This is a genomic window from Dactylosporangium sp. NPDC049525 (assembly GCF_040676755.1).
Taxonomy (GTDB): domain Bacteria; phylum Actinomycetota; class Actinomycetes; order Mycobacteriales; family Micromonosporaceae; genus Dactylosporangium.
This window is the reverse complement of record NZ_JBFAPO010000086.1, coordinates 22535-36259: the sequence shown is the minus strand read 5'-3', so window position 1 is coordinate 36259 and position 13725 is coordinate 22535. Positions and strand designations below refer to the sequence as shown.

The following is a 13725-nucleotide window of genomic DNA, read 5'->3' as shown; positions in this document are numbered from 1 at the left end:
TCAACACTTCGGAACAGTCACTGCCCGGACCCGCCGACATCCACCATAAGCCACGATCCATCCGCGCCGCTTGACAAAGAGGGGAGCCAGATCCGGTAGCCCGACAGGAAGATCGACGCCCTGATCGCGGCAGATGCGTGCACCGCTGACTAGCATCGGGGATCCTGACGGTGTGGGGATTCAGGTCGAACTGCGGTTGGCGGACGAGCGGGTTCGAGCGCTACCGGACCCGGCTGGTGGGTCCTTCGACGCTGCTGGGGATTTCGACCGCCTGCTTCGCAGTGGGCGAACGGGCCTTCCGTTGCTCGGCGGGGTGGATCCGCACGGCGAGTTGCGGCTCGGACCCGGCGATATGGCGCAGCTTGTCGACGAGATCGATCTGCTGCTGGAAGAGGCGACAGCTGGTCCTGAGCAGCGCGGGTTGATGCGGTTACGGACGATGGCGGCCCGTTGTGCTCAGGAAGTCTATGGGCAACTCGTGTTCAGCGGAGATTGAACCCAACGGTCTGCGCAGGATGCAGGAGCGGCAGAAAGCCCCTTCCGGTCTTCCCGCATCTGTGGCACCCGGCCAGACCAGGCATCCTTGGGCTCCCTCCAGGCTTCGCACCCAGCCGTCACCAGCCAAGCACGCCAGAGGCGGGATCGGTCCAGGACCCTGACCGAAGTTACGTCTTCGACGTCAAGCCGAACCTCCATTCGACGGACTACTTACAACGTGCGACCTCGTGTCGCACCGACCAGCGGCAGATGAGTATGCGCTTCCGGAGCTCGCCGGTACGGTGGAGGCCGTCAAACCGTTGCAGCATCTGCTGCCTGCCACGCCTGAGCGCAGCCACATTTAAGGAACGGTGTAGCCGCCCGCCGGCGCCGGATCGTCCGCAGGCCGTGGATTGGCCGCCGTCCAGGACTGCCGACCCTGATACGGGCGGCGGCTGGCCGGTCGCAGGAACCGCTCGCTGCGCGGGTCGGCCAGTCCGGCGAACCCGCCGAGGGTGGCCGTGATGCCGGCTACGGCGGTTACGAGCATCAGCGTGCCGATCAGCTTGAGGTCGCTGTCGAGGAGGGAGCTGTAGCGCACGCCGTTGGCGGTGGTACGGGTGGCCCAGTACAGGGACAACACCTGCAGGAGCAGCAGCAGCACCCCGGCGATCCGGGCGACGTGTACCCCGTTCGGCCAGCCGTGCCCGGCGACCCACGCCGCGAAGCACGCGCCGGCGGCCGTGACAGCCATCGCGCCGACGCCGGCCAGAAAGATGAGGCCTGCAGCGCTGGCGAAGTCCGCCAGACCGCCGCTGCCCAGGCCGCCGCTCGACAGGCCGCCGCTGATGGTGAAGACGGCCCCGGCAAGACCGAGCACGCCGCCCACCGCGAATCGTGCCACCGCCGCCCGCAACGGTGCCGGCGGTCCAGCCCGGCCCGCCTGCTCGATGCCGGACTGGTCGGTGCCGGTCGCCGCGAACGCCTGACGGGCGGCCGGGACGCCGAGGCTGACCACCGCCCCGGCCAGGCCGATCATGGCCACCAGCACGCCGAGCACGCCGACCCATGCCGGTAGGCCGATCCGCACGACGAAGTCCCAACTGCCCAGCAGGCGCCCGCGATTGGCGTACTGCACCAGGGTCACGACAGACCCGACGCCGCACAGCCATACCAGCGCGGCGCGCCCGGCGTCCCGGCCGGCCAGCGCCAGCCCTCCGCCCACCAGCACCCCCGCCACCAGCAGGGTCGCCGGCAGCATGGCTTCGAACACGGCGGCGGTGAGCAGGTCATCGAGCACGTCGGCGGGGAGGGGGTCGCCGACATCCCGGGCTGCCAGGATCACGTAGGTGTCCCGGGCTCCGATGTAGGTGCCGTAGAGCAGGACCGCCAGGCCGAGGACGGCGAGGCCCACCGAGGTCAGCCCGAAGGCGACCGCAGTGCGCGATGTTCGGGACATCCGCGCACAGTACAACCCGCGAAGGTGCGGCCACCGCCTGCGGTGATCAGCGCCGTGCAGACCGTCGGACGGTGACGGGCAGCTGACTCCGCCAACACCGCGCCCACGATGCGGCCCTCACGAAGGCCCGACCTCAGCCAACTGACGTGAACAAGATCTGCCAATGCTCTGGCAAAAGGTCGGAGATGGAGGCTCATCGCGGCTATAAGCGCGCACCTGAACTAAGCGGTCATGAGTACGGTGCGCATCGATATCGAGGCAGGGTGTCGGTCGACGGCTACGGTTACCGGCAACGATCAGCGAAGTGCAACGCGGATGGCGTGATGTGGCGACAGTTGAACACGAGGCACGGCTCAGCATCACGAACTGCTCCAGCGCGTTGCCGGACGTTGCGCTGGAGCCGTGGGGCGAAGACTACTGGCTCAAGCCGGACGAGATGATCACCGTCATCGCCGTCGGGGCCGACGGACCGCTGGTCTGGCCCGGCAACACCACGACCCATGCACCGTTCGACGTCCATTACTACCCGGACGCGATCGCTGTCTATTGCAACGGCGCGGGCGCCTGGGTCGCCGACAGCGACGGAAACCGCCTTGAGTGTGGGCACCAACGGCCCGATCCCTCACCTCCGCCGCCGAAGCCTGGTCCTGCCGTATACCGGCTCACCGGTCCTGGCGACAACCTGGACTCGCAGGACACGGCTATCGGCTGAGATACGCTGCCTGGCCCACCCCACCCAACCGGGCCGCCGGCCGCGCGCCTCAACGACGGTCTGCTGCACAAGTACGCCGTGGCGCCGAGCTGCTGCCACACAGCGTGACGATCTTCGTGTCGGCCGTTGCGCGAGACCCGCGGCAAATGCGGGCATCCAATCCAGGGATGCGGCAGCCACGCGAATACCGCCGCGCCGCGGTCGGGTCACTCGACGAAGCTCAGAGCCGGCATCCCAGCTCCCTCGCCCTCCGGGCGAAGCCCGACCCAACCGAGCCCCCTGCCCCACCAGTGCGACCGCCAACCGCAATACCACGCCTGCCGCAGCGGCACCCTCGACCGTCAGTTCGACATCGAGGTTCCAACCCCCAGGCCGGCCCCGGCCCCAGTCACTTCACCATCCGCGCCAAGCACCGCCGTGAGAAGGTCCTCGACGTCGTCGCGGTCAACGTCGTCGGGTAGCAAACGTCTGCCGATGACCTCGACGAACACCGACCGATCATAAATGGTCCGTCCTACCCGCCGGCCCGTCAGGCGCACCGGTCCAGGGCAAGCGGATCGCGGCAGATCCGTACGCGGCGTCGGTGTGCCCTGGAGCCCGTGGGTCTGTTGGACGGATGTGAAGATCGGTGTGTGCTGGAGGTTCGGACGGCGGCGGTGTATGAGATCGACGGCCGGTTGCTTGTGCGGACGGTGAACCGCTGCGGTCATGCCGGTATCGAGGAGAAGCGCACCGACATCGTGGATGGCTACCCGGGCATCGAGCCGGGCGAGCTCGGCAGGACCGTCCAGGCAGCACTTGCGCGCTGCCGCGAGGTGTCGTGGCCCACCTCGTGGCCCCTGATGCGCGACTACGCCCGGCCGCTGCTGGAGCTTTCACCACGCCGGTATCGCTCGTATCGGTCGTGGCAGCGTGCCGCCCGGTATGCCAGCGTACGTGCGACGGAGGAATCGGTGCGGGCGGAGCGCTGGTATCCCGACCTCGGGCGAGGCGGCTGGGAGCCCATTCCGTCCGATCCGGTTGAGGACGAGTGGACCTACGAGGTGGTGGTGCCTGCGGATGTCGGACTTGCCGGCATGGGCGCGGCAATCTTGACGGTATTGGCGGCACCTCCGTTGCGGGATGTGCCGCTGTGATCGGCGATGCTGTGGTCGCCAGCGAACGCACGGACGGCCAGTACGGACCGTAACAGCACGCGGTTGGCTGCGCGCTGGTCGCGGCATGTGCGTGAAACGTGATCAAGAGGAGCTTGTATTCGTTCATGGCGCCGCTGAGGTTCCGATCTCACCGGTTGGGCCGAGGAGCTGGCGATCGTCACCATCGGACTGTCGGTCGCCGGCGTGGCGTTGCTGGCCTACGTCGTGCGACGCGTCGGCGGAGGTCTCCTCATCATGCTGGGCGGCACCGCGATCCTCGGCGCATGGGCGTTCAACGCATGGGCGACGCTGGTGCTGGCGCGCACCGGCGAGTACGACCAGCTGCTGGGAGACACCTATTGGATCATGGATTCGGTCGGCATGGCCCTGCTCATGACGAGCTATGGCCTGCACCGACGCCGCTCGGCGTCCATGACCCGCAACGACGTACACCCAGGCTGGGACTCCTGGAGGGCGACCGGTCCCCAGCCCGTGGACGACCCGGCGCCGGCGGGCGGCTACACCGTCCCTCGAGGTACATCACCGCGCTGACCGCGGCATAGCGTGCGCATCACGGCGACCCGGTCGCGGCTCGTGCCGTCGGCAAATACATTGGCGGACGACCGTCGTGAACGGGAAGATTCACCACGGGGTGACTCACGTGCGGACACGGCTGCGGCTGATACGAGTCGACGCGCGGACCTTTGTGTGGCGCGCGGAGATTCATCACGTGCAGGGCAGCGGCGATTGCCACCGATGCATCCGCGTTCGCGCCTGGGGCGCGGGCAAGACCAGCCAGGCACTCCAGGCGGATCTGCTTTCGCTAGCCTGGCCGGCACCGTGGGGAGCATGTGCGACAGATGGCGCCTATCCCGCACCCGCCGACGCACGGGCGGTCATCAGCTATGCCCTGGAACACGGCTGGCAGTCAGCGCTGCGGGGAGGAACGTTCGTGCTGTCCGAGCGCGAGCATGCGGCTCGGTTCTCCTTGCCCGGCTTTCTGCTGACCGACCGCTTGCGCACGCCGGAAAGCGCGGACCCCACGGCCCGAGTGATCCGCGCCTATGAGGCTCATCAGCGAGGCTGACGGGCTACCGCTCATCGGCACGAGTGTGCGCCGTCCCGTAAGACGCCGCCGACCGTGGTGGCCTACAGAGCGTGACGATCACTGGCGACCCCGTCGCGCCTGCTAGGCGGCATGGGCGAGCATCTGATCATGTGGACCGACCCACTCGACCCGGTCGTTGCTCGGCTCGGGGCACGTCTAAGCGCCTGATCAATAGTTCTGTCCGTACCCCCTTGGGCAGTCATGGTGAGGTCCATGAATGACAGTGATCGACACTTCGGGCGTCATCGAGCCGACTTTGCTGGGGCCCTGGTAGGGTCCGCCTCCGGCGGTCGCTCGGCGATCGACCACGGTCTCCTGTTCGGCACCGGCGCCACCGTCGTGCGCTGGCCGTCGGTAGCCGTGCCCAGTTCGCCGACATGAACCGCACCATCGCGGCCCATCGCCTCAGGCCCGTCATTGACCGCGTCTCCCCTTCGCGGAGGCCGCCGCCGCGTACCGCTACTACGAGTCGGGCAGCCCGTTCGGAAGGTGTTCATCCGGACCAGGTAGCGGACGTGTCGCACAGGCTGCATCCCCGAGCACAGCTGACTCCACGCAGGGCCTTGAACGTGGTCTCCGGACGAACCGCAGGCGAGCACCCGAGCCGCTGCGGCCCGGAGCGACCAGGTGGCAGCACCGCCCTGCGGCAGGTGGGAGGGCCGCCGACCGCGCGGCTCGCGGGCATCGACCACCGTACAAAGCACAATAATCTGCGCATGTACCTCACGACAGGCGGGCCCACAGCGTCCGATCGGGCGGCGGCGACCGGGGCCGGCGCACGCCGGCGTGCCGGGCACTGCGTCCGCGTCCTGGCCGCCGCTGTGACCTGCACACTGATCGCCGCGTGCGGCGGACCTGCCCGGCCGACGCAACCGCCGCCCGCCCCGACGATCCCGGCGCCGGCCCGCGAGTCGTCCCCGCCCGCCGCGGGCGACACGTCCCCGCCGGCACCGCCGAGCCCGTCCACGGCCGCCGCGGCTCAGCTCCCGCCGGGATTCGTCTCGCTGCCCGACATCGATCCCAGCATCCTGACCGACATCCGTTACGCCACCGCCCACAACTTCGTCGGCCGGCCGATCACCGGCTACCAGCGGCCACGCTGCCTGCTCACCCGCCAGGCCGCCGAGGCGCTGCACCGGGTGCAGACAACCGCGCTCAGCAAGGGGTACAGCCTCAAGGTGTACGACTGCTACCGGCCCCAGCAGGGCGTCGACGACTTCGTGCACTGGGCGACGACAGCCGACCAGCGGATGAAGGCGGAGTTCTACCCCGAGGTCGACAAGTCCGTGCTGTTCGACGACGGATACATCGGCGGGCCCACCGCGCACAGCCGGGGCAGCACGATGGACCTGACACTGGTCGCCACCCCCTCGCGCGCGGAACCCTCCTACCGGACGGGCGAACCGCTCCTGCCCTGCACCGCGCCGGCGGCGCAGCGGTTTCCCGACAGCAGCATCGACATGGGAACCGGCTTCGACTGCTTCGACCCACTCGCACACACGATCACCGCGGGCCTGAGCGGCTTGGCGAGAAACAACCGGGCGCTGCTCACCGGCCTGATGGCACAAGGCGGGTTCACCAACTACCCGAAGGAATGGTGGCACTACACGCTCGACAACGAGCCGTATCCAAGCACATATTATGACTTCCCGGTGGCGTAGCGACACCCTCGCACCGGCGAGGAGCATCCTGCCCGTTCGCCGACCGACCGGTCGCCGCGTGCACCACGTGGATCCGCTGCGGAGTGGCCGGAGGGCGGGGATGATCGAGCCGTGGAGGTACTGAGCAGCCGCATTCTGCTGCGCCCGGCCGATTTCGGGCGCAGCCGGAGCTTCTACCGCGACATCCTCGGCCTGGCGATCTACCGTGAATTCGGACCGGCCGAGCACCCGGGCGTGGTCTTCTTCCTCGGCCAGGGGCTCCTCGAAGTGTCCGGTTCGCACGATGAGCCCGGCGGACCGCTGCAGTTGTGGCTGCAGGTCCGTGACGTCCGGGCCGAGTACGAACGCCTGCGGGCCGCGGGGGTGACGGTCCTCCGGGAGCCCCAGCGGGAGTCGTGGGGGCTGGTCGAGGTGTGGATCGAGGACCCGGACCGCGTGCCGATCGTGCTCGTCGAGGTCCCTGCCGACCACCCGCTGCGGCGCGACCCGCGATGACCGTCGGCGCCGGCGCTCCGGACGGCCGCAGCACCGCAACGCGAGCCACCGCTACCGCTGCCGCCACCTGCCGGCCCAGCTGATCGGCTCAGCTGCGGCCGGCTCCGGACGACCGCGCGTCGCGACGCCCCTCCTCCCGCCCGACCCAGGCGGCGCACTCCTCGATCGCGTCCACGAGCAGCGCGCGCAGCAGGCGGTCCCGATGCGGCGTGCAGGTCGCGGCGACCCCTTCCACCGCCGAGCGGACGGCGTGCGGCGCGACCCGCCGGCGGAAGGCCGCCGCCGATGCCGCAGGCACGCCACGGGTGAACTTCCCGGCCCACCGGGTGGCCCTGGGAGCCTGCGCCAGCGCCTCCTGAGAGCGCTTCTCCAGCGTGTCCGGCGACCGCCCGTCGAGAACGGCGAGCATGTGATCACAGGCCAGCACGGAGACCGCCATGGCGCACTGCCGCTCCGCGGCCACGACCGGCAGCGCCGCCGTCGCCAGCCGGAGCGCGATCCGCGCGTCGACGCGCAGGTCGGCACTGACCAACCCGATCACCGACGGGACCAGGCCGGCCAGCTGCTGACGGCCGGCATCGGAGGTGTTGTCGTTGACGAGACGGGCCACCCCGGCGAGCAACGGGTGGGTGCAGACCGGATGGTCGCTCCACCGCCCACCGGCCAGAAACGACGCCAGTTCCATGAAGCAGGCACCCTTGCCCGGATGGCGATGCTTGCCTCGCGACAGCATCGGAACCGCGTCCGGCGCCCGGACATCCTTCATCAGCACGGACCACCTCCTGGCCGACACCACCGTGGCCGACACCATCCGCTGTTCTCTTCCCCGCGCCCCGCGCCAGTAACTCGGCGTGTTCGACTCATCTACCGGTCTTGCGCGCTCCTTCCGTGCTCGGCCCGGCATGCACACTGAGATGATGCCGGAGCGCCTGATCGCCATGTGGCAACGACTCTCCGGAGCGATGACGGTGATGCGGCCGCTTCGCGCGCCGGCGTCCAGCGGTCGCGGACGATCAGCACCTCGTCACGGCATCCGGCGGCGGGCGCGGCCATGCTGACAGCTGTGACCGTGGTGATGACGCGCCCGCACGGCGGCAAATGAGGATGCCGGCGAGGCCGTGCCTCAAGAGTGATATTTTTGAGTGCGGGCGATCCGTACCGACTGTCACCGAACCGATGATCCTGGTGCGCCTCCTGCTCGATGCGGACATGGACAGTGTCGACACGGTGGCTGACGGCGTTCGTCGATCTTCCCGGTGGCTCTACATGTCAACGACGGTGGAAAACTCGAATCTTGACCCCTTGGTGCCGGGAGTCTAGGTCTTGTCGGTGGTGGGTAGGAGCCTTGGTTCATGTCGCTTTCGATTCCAGAGCGCGAGGAGTTTCTCGCCCAGCCGCATGTTGCCGCACTGTCTGTGAGCGCGGGCCCGGGCCGTGGGCCGTTGGTCGTCCCGATCTGGTACCACTACGTCCCGGGCGGTCCGCTCTGGGTCTCGACCCATCGGGATTCGCGTAAGGGAAAGCTGATTGCCGAGGCTGGTCGGTTCTCACTGATGGTCGATCGGGTGGCGCCCACGACGCGCTATGTCTCGGTCGAGGGACGAGCCAGCGTGATCGGGCCTTCGAGCGATGATGATCTCCGTGTGATTGCCAGCAGGTATCTCGTGCCGGAGAAGGTCGAGCCGTATGTGAGGTTCGCGCGGGGCGAGTACCGGATCGAGCTGGAGCCGGAGCATTGGCTCTCTTCGGATCTCGGCGAGCCGTGATCGACCGGTAGCGGCAGGCGCAGCCCGGCCGCGTCGTCGACACTACATGGACGCTAACGTTCTCCACCGTCGATGAGTCCGTCGCCTGCTGGTGCGAAGGAGGGAACCGGCGAGGCGGCGAACAGCAGTAGCTTCAGTGCGCTGGCCAATCGATCTTGCCGGAACCGGGTGTATCGCCAATGATCGCGGCGATCCGGCGCATGATCGGATGCACTGAATTCGGCACGAGTGTGCGCCGGCTCCCTGACGGCATCAACTACGCAACGTAGCCAAAGCGGAGACCCGTTCGATCGCGCTGGGGCGCCGGCCTTGCGTCAAGCCCAAATCTCGGCTCGGCGTTGAGCGACGGCCACACCTGGCGATCGCCCCCCGCCAGGCGGCAGGCCGTGTGCAGTACGCAAGCTGCCACGTTCCGCTGATGATCGCGACGTCGCTGCGTCCGTCGGTCCGTTCCCATGTTCGGTGGGACCCGCCGGCGGCATGCTGAACATGGGAACGATGACGCATGCCGGCGGGTTAGCCGATCGGCAGGTCAGCCGCAATAGCCAAGCGGCCCCAGGGGGAGCAGTTTTGGGATGTATCCCGCCGTGGAGATCGACCTGCACCTCGACCGTGTTCGACCTGTTCAGCGACGGTAGGGCTGTGCGCCTGGGGCCGCGTTTCGGCTGTCGAAGACGGCGCGATCCTGCGCCCTCGCTCTAGTGGACGAAGACGGCCCTCGTTCGAAGGACGGTCAGCCCGTCCGCACGCTTCGCGGCCACTTCGTTCGAAAGACTGGCGCAGTGCCAGCTGGCTGCGTCAGCAGAAGGACGAGGGCAGCCCCGCACGTGTTGCGAACACGGGTCGCCTCGTTCGCCAACACGCTGATGTTGGCAGAGGCCGACGCAATCTGCGGCTCGCAACGCGGCATGACCTGCCGCACTGCGGCGGCATATTGACCCAGACCAGGGCGGGTTCACGCCGAAAAGCGCAGCGCCCACAAGTCTGTTCGTATGCTTCCCCGGTGAAAGCTGAGCAGTTCATCACCTCCGCCCAAGAGCACGGCCACGACTCGTTCCGTGCCCACCACCTTGGCCGCGCCAGGGCCACCGCACTACACCTCGGCGTCATGCTGGAGCACCTGGCCAAGGCCTACCTGTTCCAGCAGAACCCGCTCTACGTTGTTGACGGCAAGTCCTTCGACAGCATGCTGGCCCTCGGCGGCCACGCCAAGCACGTCAATCCCGACCTCAAGGTTCGGACCATCGGAGCGAAGGAAGCTCTGAAACGCTTCGCCGACCTGAACCCTTCGTTCCAGGTGACCGGTGACCTCCATCTGGTCATCGACGCCCGCGACGGTGCCGCGCACGCGGGAAACCGTGCCAAAGACGTCGAAAAGCTCCTGTTTGCGGCGCTGCGGGCGGCGCAGACGATGCTGAACTCCATCGGCCACGACGAAGCGGCGTTCTGGGCCGACTACACCGGCACCGTCACCGCGATCCTCACAAGCCACACCGACCAGCTGCGTACAGCGGTGCAACTGCGCATCGACCAAGCCACGCGGGACCACAAAGAGCGCTTCGGCCAGCTCGACGAGCGGACGAAGGAGACATTCACCGCAGCGTTCGACGCAGCAGTCGAGACCGCGTCCACCGCGGTTGGCGAGGACAGCACCCGTGCGGTCTGCCCGGCCTGCTCGCACACTGGACTGCTCAGTGGTCGCTCCGACATCAGCTGGGACCTCGGCGACGACTCCGACGACCACACCAAGTATTACTACCCCCGACTCATCCTCTACCCGTCCAAGTTCCGGTGCCTCCGCTGTCGATTGCACCTCGCCGAAGACGAACTCGCGGTGGTGCCAGGCCTGGCCGACAGACAGGTTGTCCGCGAACTCGAATTTGACGAGGCCGTTGACCTGGAAGCCGAGCGCCGGGCGCTCAAGGACCGCTGACCGCCACGTCGGCACCGGCCGCAGTAGATCAGGACCATCATCGCCCGGGTTCGTCGTGGTCCCAACTGCCGCCCCGCGGGCACATGACGGGCCATAGACCGCCCCTCCTTGGCCTGCGCCGCCACGGCCCTGCAGGCACACGCTGGTCGGCGCAGCGTCAGAAGGGATCATCGTCTGGCTCGTCGACATCCAATACGCCCTGCACGATGCGCTGCGTCGCGGCCTTTCGAAGCAGCCAGTCGTACGAACGGACATCGGCTCGGGCGCTCTCCCACAACTTTCCTGCGCTTCGCGTTCGTCTCTGCTGTCGGCTCACCACGACCGATGATGATGAGGCCGCGAGCCTGGGGGCGAATCCCGTAGAGCCCGAGTCCTGCTGGCTGCGCGGTTTCCGGGCTTGGTCAAGGTTCTCCTGCAACCATTCCAGCCAGTCCGCGTTCTGCTTCAGAATCTGCGGTTACTCCGCCGACCAGCTGGCGCGTGCCCCAGCTCCATAGCTACTTTGCCTCGAAGAGATAGATCGAATTTGGTCGGTTATGTCGACTTCTTGTAGTTGGCTCGGATCATAATCTCGCCATCGTGGCGAGGAGGTCGAGTAGTTGACGAGCTACTTCGCAGGCTCGCCGAGATCTCCGGCGAGCATGCTCATCAGCAGCACCGCGCCGAGCAGGTCCGCAGCGTGCTGCGCCGGGCGCAGCGGGCGGACGACGGCGGCGCGGGCGGACCGGACGCGGTCGCCGAGGTTGCCGAGCGGACCGCGGCGGTACTCGCTGCGTACCGGGAACTGTCCGCGCTGCCGCGACCGGACGCGGCGCCGGGAAACCTGGCCGCTGGCACGCCATGATGTGCTACAAGACATCCGGTGACCGGTCCGTCGACACCCCGCCGTTCCATGTCGGCGGCCGGTCTTCGACTGTCGCTATCCGGCGGACGTTTTCGATCAGCTCGACACGGTGACATTCGCGTCCTTCGGCCGAGCGGGCCGAGCGGCCTCAAGGCTCGGGGGGTCGGCCAGGCAATGAAGGAATACCGGCAGCGGCGCATTGATCTACCACCGGTGATCATCATGGCGGCGGCCGCTGCCGCGATGACCTACATCCTGGTGTTCGACCCGCGGTCCTGGCTACACGTGTTCATGGCCGGCTCGATCTGCTACCCGTTCTTCATCATGGGGTACTTCATGGGACCGTCTGCTTCTGTCATGGTGGACGGCGACTGGGTGGTCGTCCACAACTCGTTCAGTAGCCACACCGTCCTGCGTACAGAGATCGTCGGGGTGCGGGCGGTCGAGCGGGAACGCGTCTATCTGAAGACTGCTACCGGTCGGACCATTGATGTCGAGGCCGTGCTGGCTGGGGATTCGCGGCGTGATCAGGGCAGGTGGCGGTGGCGGAAGACGGTGCGGCAGACCGAGCGACTCATGGAGGTGATCCGCCGGCAGACCGGCCCCGCCGCCGGTGTGGCAGTAGCGTCGAAGCGCAGGCCCGGCCATTGGACGTTGCTCGTGATCGCGGCGCTCTGGTTCGCGACCGGGGTCGTGTTGGTATGGAGGGGCGTTGTCGAATCGTCGCCTGGGAGGTGACGGCACGGCCGGGTGACCGCCGGCGGCACCCGAACGATGCGCCAGCGCGCCGGTCAGGTGTCGGCGGTGACGGGCAGGTGGGCGATCACCTCGATGCCGGTCTGTGCGCTGTGCGCACCTCGACGCTGTTCGAGGCGCGGGAACCGGCGGCCGAGGTGCAACGCCCAGGCGGCTACCACGTTGCCACGGGCATATCTGTGACGTAGTCGCTGCCCACCGACCCGGGCCGCCGTCAAACCAGGCCCTACTCGGCTGTACACCCACCGTGCATGGCGAGGAATCAGGCACCCATCACCGCCACGATCGGATGCACTGACATCGGCACGAGTGTGCGCCGGCCATGGTGGATTGCGACAGCCGAGGTACTACGAAGCGTGACGATCTTCGACTGGCCAGGGACGCCGGACGCGCTCTCGGCGGCATGAGCGCGCACTGCTGTCAGGCTTCAAGGAAGCCGGGGAGCTGCGGCGTTCGATCAACATCCTCCAGACTCGCCGGCGGCCTCGAGCGACGTTTACTCAGTGCCGGGTGTCTGGAAGGCATCGGAGAACACGACAGTGAGTGCCCAGCCCGAGTTGCCCGCCCAGGCGGGATCGCAGTCGTCGATCGGGAAGCCCGGACTCGCGTCGTCGACGTGTCCCGGACTCTCTTCGGCCTCGATCGTCACCCACCGACCGTCACCGAAGGTGAAGGTGTACTGGCCGAACGGCCGTGTGTCGACCTCTGCAACAACGCCCAACCGGTCATGCTCGATCGACTCCACGGTCGCCGACCAGGAGTTCCAGTCGCAGCGTGGGGCGCCCATATCGTGTGCGAGTACCACGTCGTAATCTGCCGGTGGTTTGGCACGCGAGAATCCAAATGTCGCCCGGTTGCCGACCTTCAACGACTGATCGAGGTTGTACCAGCCGGGATTCCACCGTGCACGAACCTTCACGCATGCACTGTAATTGGCCGATGAAGGGCCATAGTCACCTACCCGCTCATCGGCAGTTCAGGAAACCGCCGGCGCCGCCGGGTCGATCACCGATCGTGCTCGGTCGTAGCGCATGGTGGTGCGGGGGCGGCATGGCGGGCGGCGATCTGGACGTCGCGAAGGCTGACCCCGGCGTCCAGCATGGTCGTGACGAACGTATGGCGGAGCCTGTGCGGGTGCATCCGAGGCATCCGCACGCTCGAGCCGCAGGCTTCGAAGATCCGCAGTCCGAGCAGGCCCAGCAGTGCGACCAAGGCGAAGTCGTTCGGGTTGGTCGACAGCCGGGCGGTGGTGATCAGGGCCTCGAACTGCAGGTGCCCGAGTCCGAGCGTCGGGGATTCGGCTGGGACGGTGGGCGGCGGACGTAGTCGGCGGGTGGCTGCGACTCGCTGTGCTGCCGGCTCTGGCCGCGGTAGCGAC

17 protein-coding genes are annotated in these 13725 nt (G+C 67.8%); 10 read left to right on the top strand and 7 right to left on the bottom strand.

Going from position 1 to position 13725, the window contains the following annotated elements:
* Nucleotides 1-172 precede the first annotated feature (172 nt).
* Nucleotides 173-496, top strand: a complete 324-nt coding sequence (locus AB0K00_RS53310) for a hypothetical protein (protein WP_363538555.1) — start codon at nt 173-175, stop codon at nt 494-496.
* A gap of 342 nt (nt 497-838) precedes the next feature.
* Here AB0K00_RS53310 and AB0K00_RS53305 read toward each other — a convergent pair whose 3' ends face one another.
* Complete coding sequence (locus AB0K00_RS53305) at nt 839-1936, bottom strand: hypothetical protein (protein ID WP_363538553.1); 1098 nt, start codon at nt 1934-1936, stop codon at nt 839-841.
* Nucleotides 1937-2240: 304 nt separating this feature from the next.
* Between AB0K00_RS53305 and AB0K00_RS53300 the strand changes: the two genes are divergently transcribed.
* Complete coding sequence (locus tag AB0K00_RS53300; protein ID WP_363538551.1) at nt 2241-2648, top strand: hypothetical protein; 408 nt, start codon at nt 2241-2243, stop codon at nt 2646-2648.
* Between the two features lie 341 nt (nt 2649-2989).
* Here the strand turns inward: AB0K00_RS53300 and AB0K00_RS53295 are convergent, their stop codons facing one another.
* The gene (locus AB0K00_RS53295; protein ID WP_363538549.1) at nt 2990-3139 is read right to left on the bottom strand and encodes a hypothetical protein; all 150 of its coding nucleotides are present in this window, start codon (nt 3137-3139) and stop codon (nt 2990-2992) included.
* A gap of 141 nt (nt 3140-3280) precedes the next feature.
* On the opposite strand from AB0K00_RS53295, the gene AB0K00_RS53290 reads away from it, so the two are divergent.
* From AB0K00_RS53290 to AB0K00_RS53270, 5 genes are all read left to right on the top strand, one after another.
* On the top strand, nt 3281-3784 hold the full coding sequence (locus AB0K00_RS53290; protein WP_363538547.1) for a hypothetical protein: 504 nt from the start codon (nt 3281-3283) through the stop codon (nt 3782-3784).
* 204 nt (nt 3785-3988) lie between these two features.
* The gene (locus AB0K00_RS53285; RefSeq protein WP_363538545.1) at nt 3989-4336 is read left to right on the top strand and encodes a hypothetical protein; all 348 of its coding nucleotides are present in this window, start codon (nt 3989-3991) and stop codon (nt 4334-4336) included.
* 109 nt (nt 4337-4445) lie between these two features.
* Nucleotides 4446-4871, top strand: a complete 426-nt coding sequence (locus tag AB0K00_RS53280) for an integrase (protein WP_363538543.1) — start codon at nt 4446-4448, stop codon at nt 4869-4871.
* A 737-nt stretch (nt 4872-5608) separates the two neighbouring features.
* Nucleotides 5609-6553, top strand: coding sequence for a M15 family metallopeptidase (locus tag AB0K00_RS53275; RefSeq protein WP_363538541.1), 945 nt, complete (start codon nt 5609-5611; stop codon nt 6551-6553).
* A 111-nt stretch (nt 6554-6664) separates the two neighbouring features.
* Nucleotides 6665-7048: a VOC family protein gene (locus AB0K00_RS53270; protein ID WP_360102663.1), complete on the top strand. Its 384-nt coding sequence runs from the start codon at nt 6665-6667 to the stop codon at nt 7046-7048.
* An 88-nt stretch (nt 7049-7136) separates the two neighbouring features.
* On the opposite strand, the gene AB0K00_RS53265 is transcribed toward AB0K00_RS53270, so the two are convergent.
* Complete coding sequence (locus tag AB0K00_RS53265) at nt 7137-7988, bottom strand: hypothetical protein (protein ID WP_363538538.1); 852 nt, start codon at nt 7986-7988, stop codon at nt 7137-7139.
* 412 nt (nt 7989-8400) lie between these two features.
* Between AB0K00_RS53265 and AB0K00_RS53260 the strand changes: the two genes are divergently transcribed.
* Together AB0K00_RS53260 and AB0K00_RS53255 are read left to right on the top strand one after the other, a co-directional pair.
* Entirely contained in the window at nt 8401-8814 is a 414-nt protein-coding gene (locus AB0K00_RS53260) for a pyridoxamine 5'-phosphate oxidase family protein (protein ID WP_360394997.1), read from the top strand.
* A 1003-nt stretch (nt 8815-9817) separates the two neighbouring features.
* The gene (locus AB0K00_RS53255) at nt 9818-10747 is read left to right on the top strand and encodes a hypothetical protein (protein ID WP_363538536.1); all 930 of its coding nucleotides are present in this window, start codon (nt 9818-9820) and stop codon (nt 10745-10747) included.
* A gap of 607 nt (nt 10748-11354) precedes the next feature.
* On the opposite strand, the gene AB0K00_RS53250 is transcribed toward AB0K00_RS53255, so the two are convergent.
* On the bottom strand, nt 11355-11606 hold the full coding sequence (locus AB0K00_RS53250) for a hypothetical protein (protein WP_363538534.1): 252 nt from the start codon (nt 11604-11606) through the stop codon (nt 11355-11357).
* A gap of 159 nt (nt 11607-11765) precedes the next feature.
* On the opposite strand from AB0K00_RS53250, the gene AB0K00_RS53245 reads away from it, so the two are divergent.
* Entirely contained in the window at nt 11766-12329 is a 564-nt protein-coding gene (locus tag AB0K00_RS53245) for a hypothetical protein (RefSeq protein WP_363538532.1), read from the top strand.
* A 53-nt stretch (nt 12330-12382) separates the two neighbouring features.
* On the opposite strand, the gene AB0K00_RS53240 is transcribed toward AB0K00_RS53245, so the two are convergent.
* The 3 genes from AB0K00_RS53240 to AB0K00_RS53230 all read right to left on the bottom strand — a co-directional run bounded on the left by AB0K00_RS53240 (nt 12383) and on the right by AB0K00_RS53230 (nt 13496).
* Nucleotides 12383-12508 carry a hypothetical protein gene (locus tag AB0K00_RS53240; RefSeq protein WP_363538530.1) on the bottom strand — a complete coding sequence of 42 codons (126 nt, stop codon included), beginning with the start codon at nt 12506-12508 and terminating at the stop codon, nt 12383-12385.
* A 335-nt stretch (nt 12509-12843) separates the two neighbouring features.
* Nucleotides 12844-13266, bottom strand: coding sequence for a hypothetical protein (locus AB0K00_RS53235; protein ID WP_363538528.1), 423 nt, complete (start codon nt 13264-13266; stop codon nt 12844-12846).
* Between the two features lie 86 nt (nt 13267-13352).
* Entirely contained in the window at nt 13353-13496 is a 144-nt protein-coding gene (locus AB0K00_RS53230) for a tyrosine-type recombinase/integrase (protein ID WP_363538561.1), read from the bottom strand.
* Between the last annotated feature and the right edge of the window lie 229 nt (nt 13497-13725).